Genomic DNA, 17,483 nt, shown 5'->3' with positions numbered 1-17,483 from the left:
GCATGCTGCAGTCCATCATTGCGGCTGCTCTGCGGCAGCGCCTGATCCTCGTGGTGATTGCGTGCGTGCTTGCAGGCTTCGGCCTGAACGCGACGCAGAAGCTCTCGGTCGACGCCTTTCCGGATGTGGCGAATGTACAGGTGCAGATTGCGACCGAAGCCGCCGGCAAGAGCCCGGAAGAGGTAGAGAGATTCGTCACTATTCCGATTGAGATCGCGATGACCGGCCTGCCGGGCATGACGGATATGCGATCGCTGAATAAGCCCGGACTGTCTCTGATCACGCTTGTCTTCACGGATGAGAGCGACCTCTACCGCGAACGGCAGATGGTCTCTGAAAGACTGGCGGAACTGCGTGACCGCATGCCTGAAGGTGTCACGCCCGTCCTGGGACCGATCACTAATGCATTGGGCGAGGTGTACCAATACACGCTGGAACTTCCGGGCGAGGCTGAACAGCATCATGTGTTGACCCGGGATGAGTTGATCGAGCGGCGCACGCTGCAGGACTGGGTGGTTCGTCCCCTGCTGCGCGGTGTTTCGGGTGTTGCCGAGATTAACTCTACGGGTGGCTACGTCAAGCAGTACGAGACACTGGTCGATCCGCAGAAGCTGCACTACTACAACCTGACGATCAACGACGTCCGGGCAGCACTGGCGCGCAATAACGCCAATGCCGGTGGAGGCGTGCTGCCGCAGCATGCAGAGCAGTACCTGATCCGCAGTGTGGGCCTGGTACGCGATGTAGCCGACATCGAAAACATCGTTCTGAAAGAGAACAAAAATACACCGGTCTATGTGCGCGATGTAGCGACGGTGCGCATCGGGACCGAGGTCCGCTATGGCGCCATGGTGAAAAACGGATACACCGAAGCTGTAGGCGGAGTGGTGTTGATGACGAGCGGAGGCAACGCCAAAGAGATCGTAAGCCGCGTGAAAGAGCGCGTGGCGGAGATCAACGGCAAGCACATGATTCCCGGCGGTCTGCAACTGGCGCCTTACTATGACCGTTCGCAACTGGTGGATGCGGCGATTCATACCGTAACCGAGGTGCTGGGCGAAGGCATCGTCTTCGTCGTCGTGATCCTGTTCCTGTTTCTTGGTGATCTGCGGTCGAGCCTGATCGTCAGTGCCAACCTGATCCTGACGCCGTTGCTGACCTTCCTGGTGATGAACAATATCCACCTCTCGGCGAACCTGATGTCGCTGGGTGGTCTGGCGATTGCCATCGGCCTGATGGTGGATGGATCGGTGGTGGTGGTGGAGAACGTCTTCGCACGCCTGAGCCACAACCACGATCATGTACATAGCGAGGAAAAACCTTCGAAGCTGCGCCTCGTTCTGGATGCGACGCAGGAAGTCGCGACACCGACGCTCTTCGGTGTGACCATCATCATCCTTGTCTTTCTTCCACTGATGACGCTGGAGGGGATGGAAGGCAAGATGTTCGCTCCGCTGGCATACACCATTGCCATCGCGTTAGGCATCTCGCTGGTGTTGAGTTTGACGCTGTCACCGATCCTATCGTCGTATCTGCTGAAAGGCGGCTCAGAAAACGATACCTGGCTGGTGCGATGGCTGCGCAAGCCGTATACGAGCATTCTGAACTGGGCACTGGGGCATCGCAAAGTACTGGTCGCCGGTGTTGTGCTTGCCTTCTTCGGATCGCTGTCGCTCGTTCCCTTCCTGGGAACCTCGTTCATTCCGGAGATGCAGGAGGGCACGCTGTCGCCGAATGCAGACCGCGTGCCGAACATCTCTCTGGAAGAGTCACTGCGCATGGAAGGCCAGATGCAGAAATTCATCATGAGCGTGAAGGGTGTGGAGAACGTGGTCTCGCGCGTAGGACGCGGCGAATCGCCTGCCGACCCAGCCGGGCCGAACGAGGCCGATGTGCTCACGTCGCTGACGCCGTTTGATGAGCGCCCACGCGGCATGACACAGGACAAGATCGCGGAGGAGATCCGCGAGAATCTGGCAAAGCTGCCGGGCATCAACCTGGTGATGTCTCAGCCGATCAGCGATCGTGTGGATGAGATGGTCTCAGGTGTGCGAGCGGATGTCGCGGTGATGTTGTACGGCGATGACCTTGGACTGCTGGTAGAAAAAGCAAACCAGATTGCGAAAGTGGCCACAGGCATCCAAGGGACGCAGGATACGCGCGTAGACCGCGTGGGCGGCCAGCAGTACCTGACGATCGACATCGACCGTGGAGCGATTGCACGGTATGGCTTGAATGCCTCGGATGTGAATGATGTCATCGAGACAGCAATTGCAGGCAAGTCAGCCACGGAGGTCTACGAGGGAGAGCGGCGCTTCGCGAGTGTAGTGCGCCTTCCCGCCAACCTGCGCGATTCGCTCGAAGATATACGGCAGTTGCAGGTTAGCTCGCCGGATGGACCGCGTGTGCCGCTCAAAGATCTTGCTGCCGTGAAGGTCGTCGAGGGCCCTGCGCTGATCAACCGCAATATGGGCAAGCGCCGCATTGTGGTGGGTGTGAATGTGCAGGATCGTGATCTTGGTGGATATGTCGCCGAGTTGCAGCAGAAGGTGAATCAGCAGGTGCAGTTGCCGGCAGGCTATTACATCGAGTGGGGCGGGCAGTTTCACAACATGGAGCGGGCGCTGCACCACCTGATGATTATTGTGCCGATCACGATTGCGGCGATCTTCTTCCTGCTGTTCATCTTGTTCAAATCGGTTCGCTTTGCCGCACTGATCATCACGGTGCTTCCACTGGCTTCGATTGGCGGCATTCTGGGACTGTTTCTCTCCGGCGAGTATCTCTCAGTACCAGCATCGGTCGGCTTTATCGCGCTGTGGGGTATCGCTGTATTGAACGGCGTAGTGCTGGTGAGCTATATCCGCAAATTACGCCAGGAAGGTCTGTCACAGGAGGATGCCATACGACAAGGGACGCGTCTGCGCTTCCGTCCGGTGATGATGACAGCGACTGTGGCGGCGTTAGGCCTGGTTCCCTTCCTGTTTGCCTCGGGACCAGGATCGGAGATTCAGAGGCCGCTGGCGATTGTGGTGATTGGGGGGTTGGTGAGCTCTACAGCGTTGACGTTGATTCTCTTACCTGTGGTGTATGCCACGTTTGAGGGAAAGAATGCGCAGGTGGCGTTGGAGGAGACGCCCGAGGTGTAGCAAGTTGGTTGAATGGTTGAATAGGGAAAAGCGGTTCGAGCGTCGCTCGAATATCCCACATAAGCTTCGCGTATGTGGGGCACCCGGTGTCGTGGCGACGTGAAGGATCGAGCCACACCTGTGAAGCGGGTCCTTCGCTTTGCTCAGGATGACAAGCGGAAGACTGCTGTTACTCGCGGTGCCACTCGCCGCTTTTGCCGCCGGATTTGGCGATCAGTTGGACGTGGCGGATGCGGATGCCTTTGTCCAGGGCTTTGGTCATGTCGTAGATGGTGAGTGCGGCGATGGAGGCTGCGGTCATGGCTTCCATCTCGACGCCGGTGCCGGCGACGGTGGCTGCTGTTGCGCGGACGCGGATGCCTTCCGGCTCAATCTCTGTTGCGATGTCGACGTAGCTGAGCGGCAGCGGATGGCACATAGGAATCAATGTCGAAGTCTGCTTGGCGGCCTGGATGCCGGCGAAGCGGGCTACTTCGAGAGGATTGCCTTTGGGGTTCTGCGGCAGAGCTTCGAGCGTCTGGGCAGAGAGCTCCACGAATGCCTCTGCGATTGCTTCACGGCGGGTCTGAGACTTGGCGGAGACGTCCACCATATGTGCCTGGCCGGCATCGTCGTAGTGAGAGAGTTTGCTCATGACAGGCCTAGCGTAGCAGGAGCGTGACTGGATCGCCTTGCGGGATCCTCTCCTGGTCCGCGGGAAGAACGGCGTAGCAGTTGGCGCGGGCGTTTGCTGCGAGGTCTCCCGAACCCTGCCAGGGCACCAGGCGAACCGTGGGAGTCAGTGATGATTCGAGGTGAGCCGGCAAGAAGCGGGTGAGGCCGGGTTTGTGCGTCATCGGCTCAGCCGCAGCCGCCTGCGCAAAGAGTGGCGACAGGTTTGACTGTCCGCCTAGGGCTCGAAGCATGGGCGCGGCAAAGAGCAGGAAGGTGACCTGTGTGGAGACGGGATTGCCTGGATGCCCGAAGAAGTATGGGCCATTGTGCAGGCGGCCAAAGACAGCGGGTTTACCGGGTTGGATGGAAACACCGGTGAAGTAGAACTCGGCGCCAAGCTCGGCGAGTACTTCCTCGACGAGGTCGTGTTTGCCGGCCGAGACCCCTCCGGAGAGCAGGACCAGATCGTGGGAACGGGCCTGGAGCAAGAGATCACGAAGAGAATCGCGGGTATCGGCAGCGATGGGCAAAGCCGATGGAATGCCGCCTGCCTCGCGAACCAGTGCCGCGAGCGTGTGCGTGTTGGAATTGCGGATCTGGTGTGGAAGCGGAGTCTCCTCGACGGTCACCAGCTCGTCGCCGGTAGCGAGGATCGCGACGGAGGGTTGTGCGTACACCCAGAGCCGACTGCCGCCGACACTGGCCGCCAGACCTATCTCAGCTGAGCCAAGACGGGCGCCTGCAGGCAGGATACTCTGGCCTGCGACGGCCTCAGAACCTGCGGGAACGACATTCTCTCCAGGACGAAGGGTGCGGTCTGAAGAGAGCGAGATGCGATCCCCGGAACGCTCGACGTGTTCAAGCATCACCACGGCGTCGGCGCCTGGCGGGACAGGGGCGCCGGTCATGATCTCAACCGTCTCTCCGGGGGCAATCGCACTTCCCTGCCAGACTTTTCCGGCAGGAAGGAAACCGGTCACCTTCGCCTGCCGGTCGCGGCTGAAACTTGCTGCGTCAACGGCATAGCCGTCGCGGGTGGAGCGGTGGAAGGGCGGCTGGTCGCGGTCGGCAAGCAGTTGAGCTGCAAGCGTGCGGCCCAGGGCTTGTTCCAAAGGGATAGATTCGACAGCGGGTGCGGGGAAGCTTCGGGAATGTTCGAGGACGAGGTCGAGTGCTTGGGTGAAGGTGAGCAAAGATAGGCTCCCGAAAGTTTGTGGGTATTTCCGACCCACCCTAGCTTTGCGAGGGTGGGGCACCCTGGTAGGTAAAGATTGGTTCCTAAAAGCGGTTCGAGCGTAGCTCGAATGCCTATGTCCCCAAGGGATATAAGGCACCCAGTGCATAGCCCGCGGAAAATGCGAAAGCCCCACAGAGCGTGGGGCCTTCAGGTAGATCACAAGCGGCTTACTTCTTCTTGCCGGCCTTGTAGCTGGACTTGATCTCAGCACCGATGCCGGTGAGGATACCCTTGACCTCTTCGGCGTGAGCGCCGTTGGGGTCAAGCTCCAGGTACTGCTGGTAGGCTTCGACCGTTCCCGGAGGAGCGGTGATCTTGTTGGTCTTAGGATCGACCGTCGCCTTGGGAATCAGAGCCTGGCCCTTGATGTAGTAGGCCATTGCCTGGTTGGGATCGGCGGCGATCGACTTGTCTGCGGCGGCAGCGGCAGCTTCGAGCTGCTGGCCGTTGTAGAAGGTGGCTGCGGCGTTGAAGTAGTAGGTCTTGGCCTTGGCCGGGTTGGTCTTGGCGGCGTCTTCGTAAGCCGCATTGGCTTCGTCAACCTTGCCGGACTTGGCGAAAGCCGCGCCCATGTTGCCCAGGGCCTCACCCGCGATCTCGGGGTTCGGCTTCTTGGCGGTGGCGTTCAGCTCCTTGACCTTCTTGTAGGCATCGGCAGCGGAGGCGTACTTCGCCTGGACGTCGGGATCAGTGGCAGCCGGCTTACCGGCCTTTTTGTCGTTCGCGGCGGCGGTATCAGCCTGGCCAAGCAGAGCATTGCCGTACTCGAACCAGAGAATCGGCTCGTCGGGCTTGGCGTCGACAGCAGCCTTCATGGTGTTGGCGGCTTCGTCGTAGTTTTTGCTGGACATGGAGGCGCGGGCGGCGCTCAGGGACTGGTTCAGATTGGCGACCTTGGCGTTTGCGGCAGTCGCAGCAGCGTTCTGCTTCTTGAACTCCTCGAGCTGCTTCTTCTCTTCCGGCGTCATCTTGTCCGTAAATTCCTTACGGGTCATATCGATGTCGACGACTTTGTCCTGACCAGAGGTGAGGGTGACATTGTCGATGAAGTCGATGCTGCGACCGTCGGCGGAAAAGTAGATGGCGACGTAGGTATCGGGAGCGACATCGCTTCCCTTGTAGTTACCGGTGCCGTCAACCGGGAAGGTGTAGGCGTACTTGCGGCTCTTCTCGTCAGAGCTGCGGTCCTTTGTCAGCTTGATGGAGCCGGAGGTCATGGCCTGACCGGCGGGATTCTGAACGTGGCCGTGGATGCTGGCTGGGGCCTGCTGCGCCACAATGGCGACCGGAGCGGAGAGCGCGAGCGCGACGAAGGCCACGCCCATCGAGTTACGGAAGGTGATCATGGTGATTTTCTTCTTCTCCTGCGGCGCGCTAGCTGAGCAGGCGGCCGTGTCTGCTTGAAATTTTAAACCCTGAAATCTGGCGTTCGTTGTCTCCGGCGGGCCTGGCTTCAGCGCGCCGCGTAGGGTATAGGATCGGCCGCTCCTGCCTCGCGGAACGCCCGTAACCGTAGGACGCAGCTTTCGCAGGTTCCACAGGCGGCGTCCTGCCCGGAATAGCATGACCAACTTACATGGAACGGAGCACCGAGTTCAACTCCCAGCCGGACGATCTCGGACTTTTTCAGATGAATCAGCGGGGTCACGATGCGAATATCGCCCTCTTTGGTTCCAGTCTGAATGAGCTGATTGAAGGCTTCGTAATAGACAGGGCGGCAGTCGGGGTAGCCGGAGGAGTCCTGCTCGACGGCGCCGATAAAAACCGTCTTCGCACCCAGCACTTCGGCCCAGGAGACGGCAGCCGAGAGAAAGTGTGCGTTACGGAACGGAACGTAGGTGACGGGCACCTGTTGCCCGATAGAAGCCTCCTCCTCCGGCGCGTCGGGAACGGCGATGGAATCGTCGGTCAGAGCAGAGCCGCCAATCTTCCGGAAGAGATCGATCTTCAGGTGTAGAAAGTCTTTAAAGCCAAGGAGCTCAGCCGCCTGGCGGGCGGAGAGAAGCTCACGCGCCTCCGTCCGCTGCCCATAGGAGAAGTGGACGGCGTAGGCGTCGAAATCCCGTGTGGCAAGTGCAGCACAGACGACAGAGTCCATGCCACCGGAGAGCGAGACTACGGCGCGGGGCCGGTTAGAGGTCGTTGCCATCGTCTGCGAGCGGTGCTCCTTCTGCGGGTGCGGGTGGATTGTTCAGGAGTTCCAGAGCGGTTTCTTCATCAGCGCGGCGTACCTCAAGGCGCGATCCGAAGCCGGACGGCATGATATGGCTGGCCTCTTCTCCGGAGAGAAAGAATTCGATGCCGGCGGACTCGAGGATACTGCTGGCCAGATCAGCCTCGGCAGGATTGGAAAAACGGGCGACAGTCACCAGATCGTCAGGGTTCTTGCTGGTCGAGCTCATTGCGTGGATCCCTTCGTGAAAAACAGTTACTAGTTGCTAGATGCTAGTTCCTGGTTGTCAGTTGGTGAGAATGACTTGCACCGCTATCCGGCAGCCGGATGCATCGCTGAAGATTAGACGCCTTTTCTCTGGGGTTCCCAGATGAATTTGTGGATCTGGAGGCTGAGGCGGGCGGGCAGGCCGTCGGCCAACATCCACTCCACGAGGAGACGGGGATCCAGGGTTGCGTTGTCCGCGGTACGCAGTGGAGAGGGCGTCTTCTGGAATGCCGGGGACAGCAGGATATGGCCGCACCTTGCCGCAAGCCCATGTTCCCGGATGAAATCACGGGCAAACTCATAGTCAGCCCGGTCGCTGATGACGAACTTTACTTCATCGTTGCCGGTGAGTGCGTCGAGATTGGCCAGGTGGAAGCTGTTGGCAGCCGAACCGGCGCCGGGACACTTCACGTCCACGATCTTATGCACGGCCCGGGGAACAGCGGCCAGGGGGCGCTCGCCGCTGGTCTCCATCATGAGCGTGAAGCCTTTCGCCAGGAGCCGATCCATCAGCGGAAGCAGCTCACGCGCCTGCAGCATGGGCTCGCCGCCGGTAAACTCAACCAGGGTGCATGGGAAGAGAGCGGCAAGCTCGTCTTCGATCTGTTCGAGCGTGTAGGGCTTGCCGCCGGTGAAGGTGTACTCGGAGTCGCACCAGGAGCAGCGCAGGTTGCAGCCCGCCAGCCGTACGAAGATGCACGGCATGCCGGCGAAAGAAGACTCGCCCTGTACCGATTTGTAGAGTTCGATCAGGTGCACGGAGTTACTCGAAGTAGCGGGCCATGGATGTGTCGGTCTCGTACATGACGCAATCCTTCACCGAGACGCGGCCGTTGGTCATCTCCAGCATTTGCTTGCTGGTCTCCTGGTAAAAGTAGCGGGCAAGATTTTCAGCCGACGGGTTGACCTCGTCGAAGGGCTTGAGGTCGTTGATCATCTGGTGGTCGAGGTAGTTCACCACGGGACGCATAACCTGCTTCAACAGCTTGAAATCCAGCAGCAGACCGCTCTCGTCCAGTTCCTTGCCCTGCAAGGTAACCAACACACGATAGTTATGCCCGTGCGGGTTCTCGCACTTGCCGTGATAGTTGCGGAGGTAGTGGCCCGAGGAGAAGGTCGCCTCTACGGTGATTTCAAACATGACGCGGTCTGCTTTCTGAAAATGCTTCAGTAATCAGTTTACTAGCTAGTTGCTGGTTGCTAGTTCCTAGATGCTAGTTGCCTGAAACCTGTGGCGACCGAACTGCCAGCGATTTCCCTTATCGGTTGATAAATCAAGAGTTACGGCGATTGCGGCGCTGGTCCTCAGCGCGGCGCTCAGCCTGCTCGAAGAGGGTGGAGAGCACGCCGCTGAGGGCAACGATGAGCGAGATCACAAGCAGGATGAGGCCCATGGTGCGCCAAAGGGAGACGTCGCCAGGAGACCCCGGCTCGCGGGCGATGTTGGTGTAGGCCAGACCGCAGGAGATCAGGGAGAACAACAGAAGCGTGCCGGCAAGAATGAAGAGATTTCGTCCCACGTCTCTATTAAACGCGAATTGGAGCTATGGATGATATGCAGGAATGCTATCGCCCTCTTTGGAGAGCCATGTACGCACTGGATTGGGATTGAGAGCGCGCAGGGTGGAGATGACGAGGCGGGCGTTAAGCTGTGCGCCTTCCAGCGAAGTGTGGGTGTGAGGGTCGGCGAAGAGCTTTTCGACAGCCTCATGCGGCATGGCGTCGTAGGCCCGGGCGATGGCCTCATTCAGATCGAGGAAGCCGACATGCTCCTGGTCGGCGACTTCATGAGCCCATGTGCCGTACTGATCGCGGTGGATTTTTCCGGTTATCTCGTCCCAGGTCTTGCGCGGGATCGGAGAACAGATGACCGGAATCGCTCCTTTGGCCTTGGTCTCGCGTACAAACTGCCGCAGATACCAGCCGTAGCTGTGCACAACCTCACGTTTGCGGGTGATGGGATTGTCGATCTCCTGCGTTTCGTCGCCGGTTCCCTTCAGCGTGCCGCGGGCTCGAGCCTTGTCATCGAGCGGGCCGCTGTCGTTGTGACCGAATTGCATGAGGACAACGTCGTCCTTCTGCACCTGGGCGAGGATACGGCTCCAGTGATCGCTATAGTAGGTACGTGAGCTGCGTCCACCGAGAGCACGGTTGACGACGTTCATCTTGTCGATCTGGAAGAACGGATCGAGCTCATCGCCCCATCCCCACTGGCCGCCTTTGCCCTGCCCGTCGCCGTTGCGTACGGTGGAGTCACCGATGAGCCAGAGGGTCGGAAGGCCGGGATGCGCAATCGGCTTGAACGCGGCTTCGGCCTTGGCGTTGTCGAGCGCAGGATCAGTCCACTGATTGCCATTGGGATTGCTGTCGGGAGTTTGTGCACGCAGTGAAAAGGCGAGCAGAGCGCAGCATAGGCCAAGGCGAAGAAGGTTCCGCATGGTGACTATCTTAGGGCGTATCGACACTCATGAAGAACCTTTGCCATCCGAAGCGTTGAAAAGCAGGTCCTTCGCGCTGCTCAGGATGACAACATTTTTGATATGGACTTCAGAAACATCACACTCGGGTCGAGTTATGCAAAGAAGTTTTCGACCTCCGTGATGTCGTCGGTGAGGCGATACGAAGGCAGGCTCTCCAGGAAGATGCGGCCGTAGCGTTGGCGCTGGATGCGCGGATCGAGAAGCATAAGGACGCCGCGGTCGTTGATGCTGCGGATCAGACGGCCGAAGCCCTGCTTCAGCGCGATGACTGCCTGCGGTACCTGGAGATCGAAGAACGGCTGACCGCCGGTCGCGGTGATGGCTTCCATACGCGCCTGAATGACCGGGTCAGAGGGCACCGCGAAGGGCAGGCGGTCGACAATGACGCAGCTTAGCTGCTCTCCCTGTACGTCAACGCCTTGCCAGAAGCTGCTGGTGCCAAAGAGCACGGCATTGGGTGTAGCGCGGAACTCATCAAGTAGAGCTTTGCGTGGCGCCTGTCCTTGCAGGAAGAGCGGAAACGGAACCTCGACCAACATGCGTTCATAGAGCTCGCGCATCTGCTGGTAGCTGGTGAAGAGGCAGAAGGCGCGGCCGGCGGTGATCTCAAGCACGCGGCGAGTACGTTCGGTCGCATGCTTCATAAAAGCGGGATCACGCGGGTCAGGCATGCCCTGCGGCAGATAGAGCAACGCCTGCTTGCCGTACTGGAAGTGAGAGGGGACGATCAGCTCGCGTGCGCTGGTCATGCCGAGGCGCTTGCGAATGTGTTCAAAGCCGGCCTGCACGGTGAGCGTGGCCGAGGTAAGGATGACGGAGCTGAACTTCTCCCAGAGCGTCGCGACCAGAAGCTCGGAGACATCGATTGGCGTGGCCTGCAACTGCGTATGCAGTGCAGGCGAAGCGTCGCGCCGGGCGGCGTTGCGAACACCGCCGATGGGGCGGCGCTCGATCCAGAAGACAGTGTTGGGATCTTCCGTCTCCATCAGAAAGCGGAGATGGGCGCGGATATCGTTGCAACGCTTCTTCAAGCCCTGCACTTCATCGACGTCTTTCACCCGATCGAGCTCGCCGAAGAAACGCTCGAGGGCTGCGAGTAACGAAAGATAGGCCTCACCGTTGAGCTCGAGGAAGTCCGCACGTCCGGTAAATGGCATGCGGCCCGGGGAGTTGGCATGAGGCAGCGTTGAGAAGAACAGACGCGCGCGATCTTTGAGTGTGGCGATGGCCGAGTCGACACCGGACACTACGACCTGACGGGCGCGCAGCAGCAGCTCGGTGTCGCGAGCCAGTTCATCGAAACGGCCAGTGGAGAGCGAGATGCCGAAGTAGGCGCTGGCGACATCTTCCAGCTCGTGCGCCTCGTCGAAGATCACCGCTGCCGCTTCCGGCAGAACACCTGCGTCAGGAGCGCCTGCCGCCTCCTGTTTGATGGAGAGATCGGCGAAGAAGAGATGGTGATTGACGATGATGAGGTCGCTCTCGACGGCCCGGCGGCGCATCTGGGTGATGAAGCAGCGCTCGAAGTTAGGGCAGGTCTGGCCCAGACAAGCCTCAGTCCGGGCATCGAGCTTGGACCAGAGCGCGGATGACTCCGGCAGAACGGTCAGCTCAGCACGATCGCCGGTCTCGGTGGTCTGCTCCCACTCGGCGATCTCGCGGTACTGGTTGATCTCTTCCAGGCCGTTGAGGATCGGCTGGTCGCGCAGGGCGTAAAGCTTCTGCCGGCAGATGTAGTTGGCGCGACCCTTCATGTAGGTAACGCGCAAAGGGCCGAGCAGTGACTCCAGGAACGGGATGTCTTTGAAGAAGAGCTGTTCCTGGAGGTTCTTAGTACCGGTGGAAACGATGACCCGCTGTCCCCGCTCGCGGGCGAAACGCAGAGCGGGAAGAAGATAAGCGAGGGTCTTGCCGGTGCCGGTGCCGGCCTCGACCACCAGGTGACGGCCGTTGTCGAGGGCGCTCTCGACGGCTTTTGCCATCTCGAACTGGCCGCGCCGGTGCTCGTAGGTGAGCGAAGACTGGGCCAGCACTCCGCCGGGCGCGAAGAACTCGTGCAGCGTGGGGAGGTTCTCCGAGATGGCGGGAGGTGAAGACAAGGTGAAAGTCTCACCTCATGATATCGCGGCGGAGTGGGGACGGGGGCGAGTGTAGAGTAGCCAGAGCAGGGTGTGCCCAAACAGGTAAAGAGCTAACCCAATGGCAAAGAGGGAATACATTCCACGAGGCAGTTTCCGGTAAGGATCGAATAAGTCGTCGCGGAGGACAAAACCGGCCGCAGCCGCTCCCACGACGTAGTGACTGAAGATCAGCCCAAGGAACCATTGGCGACGTTGAGCGGTCGCGAACCAGGCAAGAAGCGCCCAGAGTACCGGAGTCAGCAATAGGCCGATAAAACCAACGAAATTGCAGACAGGCGCTGATACCAGCATGAGATAGGCCATGATGCCGTGACCGGCCCCTGCAAGTCCCAAGGCTAGATAGGCGAGCAGAAGACCGTAGAGAGCGCCAGCAACAACCATAATTCCCGGTTTCATCATTTCCGAGATCGTACGGTACCGGCCAACCGCTTTCTATAATGAAATCTGAGAGAAAGCAGGCGAGAGTGGCCGGGAAGATTCAGAAGAGATTAGGAAAGAAGCACCGGCAGGCATCGACGCGGCCCAAACAGGGCAAGAGCCCACGTGCAGCGAACACCGGAGCTGGACGGGTTTCTGACGCGTCGCCGAAGGGGCGCAAGAAAATTGCCGCTAAAAAGCGCGCCGCTATTGAGAAAGCGCGGACACCGCGCCGCTCCCCGGAGTTCGAGCGCAAGGAGACCGTCGTCCCCGACGCTCCGCTGCCGAAGCGCGAGCGTTACGTAGCTCCGCCGGAGAAGGTCCGCATCGGCGACCGCCCGGCGACCCAGGTTGAACTGGGCGGCTCGCTGATCGAAGAGACGCAGCACCCGGCCTCCGAGCCCCTAATCGCCATCTGTGGCCGCCCCAACGTCGGTAAATCAACCCTCTTCAACCGGCTTACCCGAACGCGGCGCTCCATTGTTGGCGACGAGCCCGGCATCACTCGCGACCGTATCTACGGTGAGGTGGAGTGGCAGGGACACAAGGCTCGCCTGGTGGATACCGGCGGTGTGATTCCCGATGACGAAGCTCTGATTCCGAGCGAGATCTTCCGCCAGGCACAGGTCGCACTCGACGAAGCCGATGCCATCGTGATGGTGGTGGATGGGCGCAGCGAGATCACCGCTCCAGATGTGGAGATGGCACGCCTGCTGGTGCGCAGCGGCAAACCGATCTTCCTGGCCGTAAACAAGATGGAGAGCGCCGCCGTCGCGATGGAAGCGGACAACTTCCGGACCTTGGGCTTCAAGGAGGTCTTTCCCGTCAGCGCCGAGCACGGCACAGGCGTGGGCGATCTGCTGGATGCTGTTTATGGCGTTCTGCCTGCCTCTGAAACGCCAACGGACGCGGAAGAAGAGGCGACGGACGACGAAGTCACAAATGAGGACGAGCCCAAGCTGCACCGCACGCACGGCGAGTTCGATCTTCATGAGACGAAGATCGCCATCATCGGGCGACCGAACGTCGGCAAATCCACGCTGTTGAATGCGCTAACCGGAACCAAGCGCGCCATTGTCTCTCCGATAGCGGGAACAACGCGCGATGCTGTTGACGAGGTCGTCTCCCGCGGAGGACATGACTTCCGTTTTGTCGATACCGCCGGAATTCGCCGTAAGGGCAAGACCACGGCGATGGCTGAGAAGCTCTCCGTCATCATGGCGCGCAAACATCTGGAAGCGAGCGATGTGGCGCTGCTTGTCATCGATGCAACCGAAGGTGTAACAGCCCTGGATGCAAACATCGGTGGATATGCCCATGAGAGCGGACGCAGCGTCGTCATCGTAGTGAACAAATGGGACGCCGTCACCTCGAACCGCGAGGATAAGACCACACCGGGAGCCAACCAGAAGGTGTATGCGGAGCAGGTGCGTGAGCACTTGAAATATCTGGACTACGCGCCGCTGGTCTTTATCTCGGCGCAGAAGTCAATGAACGTACCGGCGGTCTTCCGCGAAGTGGCGCGTGTCGCCAAAGAGCGCCGTAAGCGCGTGACCACAGGTGAGATGAACCGCTTCCTGAAGCGCGTGGACTTCCAGCGCGCCTCGGTGCCGATGTCCAGACGGGTGAAGATCTACTTCATGACACAGGCCGCGGTGGCTCCGCCGACGTTCGTGCTGTTCACCGACAAGGATGTGAAGCTGCACTTCAGCTTTGAGCGGTTCCTGGAGAATCAGATCCGCGAGAGCTTCGGATTTGTGGGAACGCCAATCTGGTTCAAGACCAAGGGGCGGAATAAGAAGGTAGAAGAATAGTTGAATGGTTGAATCGTTGAATGGTTTGGCTCGTTGCGCATGGAGATAGCATCCTAGTTGTCTATGTGCACAGCACTGCGAATCGTCTTTCTTGGCCTGGCTACCGGCATACCGGGTTATGGCGTGGCTCAGAATGGCGCATTGACGCCACTGAATGCGGCGGAGATTCGGTCTGTTGAACGCGCACTAGATAGATCCTTGCTGCCTAAAGGGGCGACCGACGTGCACCTCGTCACCTCGCAGACATTTCACGTACAGTCTGCCGGTTATACCGAATTGACGCTCGTTCCGATCCGTTACACAATCTCCGAGCCTGGCCTCGTGGAAGGGATCGATCGTGAACATGATCAATGCGGACTTTATCTCATTGAGCCTTCTAGTACGACCCGTTTTGAAAAAATGGTAGAAGGCGATGAAGCTGGACCAATCCAGTGCAGCGGCATAGAAGGTGTGGGCCTGGCTCGCGGGCAGGGGCCGCATGCGCAGGTTATTCTCATATTCAACGCGCACACAGTGAGGCGCTCGCGGTCTGCTCCGTATCTTGTTTCCTGGAGTGAGAACGACAAGCACTACGTCGTCGAGGCGCTGACACCGCCAGCAGGAGTCCCTGTCTCAGACAGCCTTACCATCGCTCAGGTTCGCAAATGGATGGAATCGCGATAGTATCGTCGATTTAGAGTTCGTGCCACATGTTGAGCGTGAGAACTATGGAGCGGGCCTTCAGCCCTCTGTCTCTATTAGGCCGAGTACCTGGGGCGTTACCCCAGGCTGGTATAGAACGCGCCTTCAGCGCTTATTGCTGATGTGCCTTAGTGTCCTGCGTCTAAAGTTCGCACCGTACCCGCTATCCGAAACGTTGAAAAACAGGTCCTTCACTACGTTCAGGACGACAACATTTATGACAAGACCTTCTGAGATACCACACTAGCTTGCGGGCTCGTCTGCGATTGCAGGCGGCTCTGGATTTTCCGGCGCAGGTGATGGCGGTGGAGGCGCCGGCTGCAGGTTCCACCAGCTTTGCCCTGGTGGTTCGAGAAGGTCGCCGAGCCGTGCGTAGCGTCCGCCGAGATAGTAGGCCGCATAGCAGCGCAGGAAGAGTGTCACCGTGCCGATAGTGAGAAGCTGCACGTAGAGGGCAATCGCAAAGAAGCACAACAGGAAGACAGCGATGCCCGCGCCACCAAGAACACGACCTGTCGTGGCCATGTGAGGAAGAGCGATGCCACCGATGATTGCCGGGATCATGACCAGGAAGTAAAAGAACAGCATCACGATCGAACTTACGGTGTAGTGCGCGATGAATCCGGCGATCGCCAGAACAATTTTCAGCGCAGCATAGCCGCAGATGCTGCCGGGCTCCTGCTGGAAGTGTGCCTGGAAGCGGCGCAGAGCATCACCCGGGGTAATCTCTTCGAGCGCGAGCGAGGGCAGGACAAAGTCTGTCAGCAGACCTCCTACAACAACGACAAGAGACAGACCCGCGAAGAAACAGGCGTATCCCAGCATGAGAGATGCGACGATCTGAAACGGGTTCTGTTGGGCTGCGTTGAAAACAAATCCTGACCTAAGAATCCAACGAATAATGACGATAGCGGGTAGCCACGCTATTAAAGCAAGAGGTGTTGTGATAGCGAGCTTCAGCTTCGCCCAGCGCCAACGCAATGGATGATATTTCCGCCAGGCGGGAGCGACAAACTGAGCGCGCTCCACCGCGATGTCGAAGGAGACCAACTGCATCCGCGACGCCAGGGTAAAAATCCAGAACAAAAGAACATCAAACACAAGAGCGCCGAGGATCCCCAGAAAGGCGTGCCCAAGCCTGATGGGACCATACAGATTCGGCCTCCAGAACATGAAACAAATGAGGCCGAGGGTGCAGAACGGCATGTACGCGGTTCCCATGATCGCGACGTACGTGGAAGCAGCGAGCTTCCAGCTTCGGCCGAAGTGGAAGGGCTGGAAGAGGATCTCGCGGGTTCGATTGAAGGCGGGTCCGATGGCTTCAGACGGAGTAAGTCGTTTCATGCGTCCTGACAGTTCTTGCTCTACAGTTGCTCCTCTGCGTTTCCGGGAGCGGCGGGTGGAGGATCAAACGGCGCGGAGGGTTGCAGATTCCACCAGCTTTGCCCGACCGGTTCCAGGATCTCACCCAGGAGCGGATAACGGCCGCCAAGGAAGTACAGGGCATACGCCTGGAAGAAGGTGCAGATGAAACCGGCGACCAGCACCATGACAAAAAGTATCCAAACCAGCAGCACGCACAAACCGATCAACGATCCGATTCCCATCAACACCCCCGCCAGCGGTGACTTATGCGCGAGCAGATAGAAGACGGCGCCGAGCAGCCCTATGGGAACAAGCCCGAGTAGGGCGGCGACAACATAAACGATGTAACCGCCGATGGCGAAGACGATAAACAGGGCCACCCGGAGCAGCATGTAGAGCACGACTTGGCCGGGTTCGTCCCTCACCACCGCCATGCCACGTTCCAGCGCCGTAGCGAGCGACGCGTTCTCAAGCGCAATGAACGGCATGACAAAATCGCGCAGCAGCCAGTAGATGGCGAAGACACACAGGCTGACAAAACTGATTACCAAAAAGAACTGGAGAAATGCGGGGAAGAAGCCGGGCGGAAGCTGACCTGGAACCGTAGACCGCAGGCGTGCGGTGATACCGCGGGTGTAGCGCAGTGTTGCGATGACAACAAGCACGTAAAACAGGAGGCTGGGCAGAAGCTTCAGCGCCATCCAGCGCCAGACGGGCGCGCCATGTTTGCGCCACAGAGGCAGAATCTCAATCTGCCTGGTAGCGACCACATCCACCATCACCAACTGCATGCGGGAGCCGACAAGAAAGAGGATGGTCGTGAAGATAAAGACAACGAAGATTAAGATCCCGGAGACCGCAGCCATGGCCAGGGCAGATTTCGCCGCGATTGGATGCGCTGCTCCGGAACGGAGGCCGGCGAAGTTTGGCAGAGAGAGCAGGCTGCCCGCCTCTGCCAGAACAGCGCAGAGAGTCAGCTTGAAGTAGAGACCCAACTTGCGCCGTTCGAAGAGGATCTGCTTGGTGCGTTCCCATGCGGGACCGATGCACTCGGACGCGGAGAGGGTATTCATGGCTACTGCGGCCCCTTTTGCCTGTTGGGGCT

The 17,483-nt window shown here is 59.3% G+C and carries 16 protein-coding genes; 3 read left to right on the top strand and 13 right to left on the bottom strand.

Annotated elements, in window-relative coordinates:
* Positions 1-2 precede the first annotated feature (2 nt).
* A complete protein-coding gene (locus tag FTW19_RS06150; protein ID WP_147646808.1) occupies positions 3-3,149 on the top strand; it encodes an efflux RND transporter permease subunit in 3,147 nt (1,048 codons plus the stop codon).
* A 169-nt stretch (positions 3,150-3,318) separates the two neighbouring features.
* On the opposite strand, the gene moaC is transcribed toward FTW19_RS06150, so the two are convergent.
* The 11 genes from moaC to FTW19_RS06095 form a co-directional block, all read right to left on the bottom strand.
* On the bottom strand, positions 3,319-3,783 hold the full coding sequence (moaC, locus tag FTW19_RS06145) for a cyclic pyranopterin monophosphate synthase MoaC (protein ID WP_147646807.1): 465 nt from the start codon (positions 3,781-3,783) through the stop codon (positions 3,319-3,321).
* Positions 3,784-3,790: 7 nt separating this feature from the next.
* Complete coding sequence (locus FTW19_RS06140) at positions 3,791-4,996, bottom strand: molybdopterin molybdotransferase MoeA (RefSeq protein ID WP_246153597.1); 1,206 nt, start codon at positions 4,994-4,996, stop codon at positions 3,791-3,793.
* Between the two features lie 211 nt (positions 4,997-5,207).
* Positions 5,208-6,386 carry a tetratricopeptide repeat protein gene (locus FTW19_RS06135; RefSeq protein ID WP_246153596.1) on the bottom strand — a complete coding sequence of 393 codons (1,179 nt, stop codon included), beginning with the start codon at positions 6,384-6,386 and terminating at the stop codon, positions 5,208-5,210.
* Between the two features lie 107 nt (positions 6,387-6,493).
* Positions 6,494-7,189, bottom strand: a complete 696-nt coding sequence (gene queC / locus FTW19_RS06130; protein ID WP_147646806.1) for a 7-cyano-7-deazaguanine synthase QueC — start codon at positions 7,187-7,189, stop codon at positions 6,494-6,496.
* On the bottom strand, positions 7,173-7,442 hold the full coding sequence (locus tag FTW19_RS06125) for a DUF2007 domain-containing protein (protein WP_147646805.1): 270 nt from the start codon (positions 7,440-7,442) through the stop codon (positions 7,173-7,175). The genes queC and FTW19_RS06125 overlap by 17 nt, the downstream gene beginning before the upstream one ends.
* Positions 7,443-7,555: 113 nt before the next feature.
* Positions 7,556-8,239, bottom strand: a complete 684-nt coding sequence (locus FTW19_RS06120) for a 7-carboxy-7-deazaguanine synthase QueE (RefSeq protein ID WP_147646804.1) — start codon at positions 8,237-8,239, stop codon at positions 7,556-7,558.
* Between the two features lie 4 nt (positions 8,240-8,243).
* The gene (gene queD, locus FTW19_RS06115; RefSeq protein ID WP_147646803.1) at positions 8,244-8,621 is read right to left on the bottom strand and encodes a 6-carboxytetrahydropterin synthase QueD; all 378 of its coding nucleotides are present in this window, start codon (positions 8,619-8,621) and stop codon (positions 8,244-8,246) included.
* Between the two features lie 133 nt (positions 8,622-8,754).
* Positions 8,755-9,000: a hypothetical protein gene (locus FTW19_RS06110; RefSeq protein WP_147646802.1), complete on the bottom strand. Its 246-nt coding sequence runs from the start codon at positions 8,998-9,000 to the stop codon at positions 8,755-8,757.
* Positions 9,001-9,024: 24 nt separating this feature from the next.
* Positions 9,025-9,918, bottom strand: coding sequence for a GDSL-type esterase/lipase family protein (locus FTW19_RS06105; RefSeq protein WP_147646801.1), 894 nt, complete (start codon positions 9,916-9,918; stop codon positions 9,025-9,027).
* Positions 9,919-10,052: 134 nt separating this feature from the next.
* Positions 10,053-12,059 (bottom strand): ATP-dependent DNA helicase, encoded by a 2,007-nt coding sequence (locus tag FTW19_RS06100; protein ID WP_246153595.1) that lies wholly within the window; start codon positions 12,057-12,059, stop codon positions 10,053-10,055.
* A 15-nt stretch (positions 12,060-12,074) separates the two neighbouring features.
* Positions 12,075-12,500, bottom strand: coding sequence for a hypothetical protein (locus FTW19_RS06095; protein WP_147646800.1), 426 nt, complete (start codon positions 12,498-12,500; stop codon positions 12,075-12,077).
* A gap of 38 nt (positions 12,501-12,538) precedes the next feature.
* Here FTW19_RS06095 and der point away from each other — a divergent pair, with 38 nt between their 5' ends.
* Both der and FTW19_RS06085 read left to right on the top strand, forming a co-directional pair.
* Positions 12,539-14,332: a ribosome biogenesis GTPase Der gene (der, locus tag FTW19_RS06090; protein ID WP_147646799.1), complete on the top strand. Its 1,794-nt coding sequence runs from the start codon at positions 12,539-12,541 to the stop codon at positions 14,330-14,332.
* Between the two features lie 57 nt (positions 14,333-14,389).
* Entirely contained in the window at positions 14,390-14,995 is a 606-nt protein-coding gene (locus tag FTW19_RS06085) for a hypothetical protein (protein WP_147646798.1), read from the top strand.
* Positions 14,996-15,256: 261 nt separating this feature from the next.
* Here the strand turns inward: FTW19_RS06085 and FTW19_RS06080 are convergent, their stop codons facing one another.
* Positions 15,257-16,357, bottom strand: coding sequence for a DUF7544 domain-containing protein (locus FTW19_RS06080; protein ID WP_147646797.1), 1,101 nt, complete (start codon positions 16,355-16,357; stop codon positions 15,257-15,259).
* 20 nt (positions 16,358-16,377) lie between these two features.
* On the bottom strand, positions 16,378-17,451 hold the full coding sequence (locus FTW19_RS06075) for a DUF7544 domain-containing protein (RefSeq protein ID WP_147646796.1): 1,074 nt from the start codon (positions 17,449-17,451) through the stop codon (positions 16,378-16,380).
* Between the last annotated feature and the right edge of the window lie 32 nt (positions 17,452-17,483).

This window comes from Terriglobus albidus, assembly GCF_008000815.1.
GTDB classification, from domain to species: Bacteria; Acidobacteriota; Terriglobia; order Terriglobales; family Acidobacteriaceae; genus Terriglobus; species Terriglobus albidus_A.
Note: the sequence above shows the minus strand (reverse complement) of the source record. Positions and strands in the feature narration are given on the sequence as shown.

Bases quoted from the DNA above. Each gene is read 5' to 3' on its own strand.
- FTW19_RS06150 (WP_147646808.1), top strand. From the start codon at position 3: ATGCTGCAGTCCATCATTGCGGCTGCTCTGCGGCAGCGCCTGATCCTC.
- moaC (WP_147646807.1), bottom strand. From the start codon at position 3,783: ATGAGCAAACTCTCTCACTACGACGATGCCGGCCAGGCACATATGGTG.
- FTW19_RS06135 (WP_246153596.1), bottom strand. From the start codon at position 6,386: ATGATCACCTTCCGTAACTCGATGGGCGTGGCCTTCGTCGCGCTCGCG.
- queC (WP_147646806.1), bottom strand. From the start codon at position 7,189: ATGGCAACGACCTCTAACCGGCCCCGCGCCGTAGTCTCGCTCTCCGGT.
- FTW19_RS06125 (WP_147646805.1), bottom strand. From the start codon at position 7,442: ATGAGCTCGACCAGCAAGAACCCTGACGATCTGGTGACTGTCGCCCGT.
- queD (WP_147646803.1), bottom strand. From the start codon at position 8,621: ATGTTTGAAATCACCGTAGAGGCGACCTTCTCCTCGGGCCACTACCTC.
- FTW19_RS06105 (WP_147646801.1), bottom strand. From the start codon at position 9,918: ATGCGGAACCTTCTTCGCCTTGGCCTATGCTGCGCTCTGCTCGCCTTT.
- FTW19_RS06095 (WP_147646800.1), bottom strand. From the start codon at position 12,500: ATGATGAAACCGGGAATTATGGTTGTTGCTGGCGCTCTCTACGGTCTT.
- der (WP_147646799.1), top strand. From the start codon at position 12,539: ATGAAATCTGAGAGAAAGCAGGCGAGAGTGGCCGGGAAGATTCAGAAG.
- FTW19_RS06080 (WP_147646797.1), bottom strand. From the start codon at position 16,357: ATGAAACGACTTACTCCGTCTGAAGCCATCGGACCCGCCTTCAATCGA.
- FTW19_RS06075 (WP_147646796.1), bottom strand. From the start codon at position 17,451: ATGAATACCCTCTCCGCGTCCGAGTGCATCGGTCCCGCATGGGAACGC.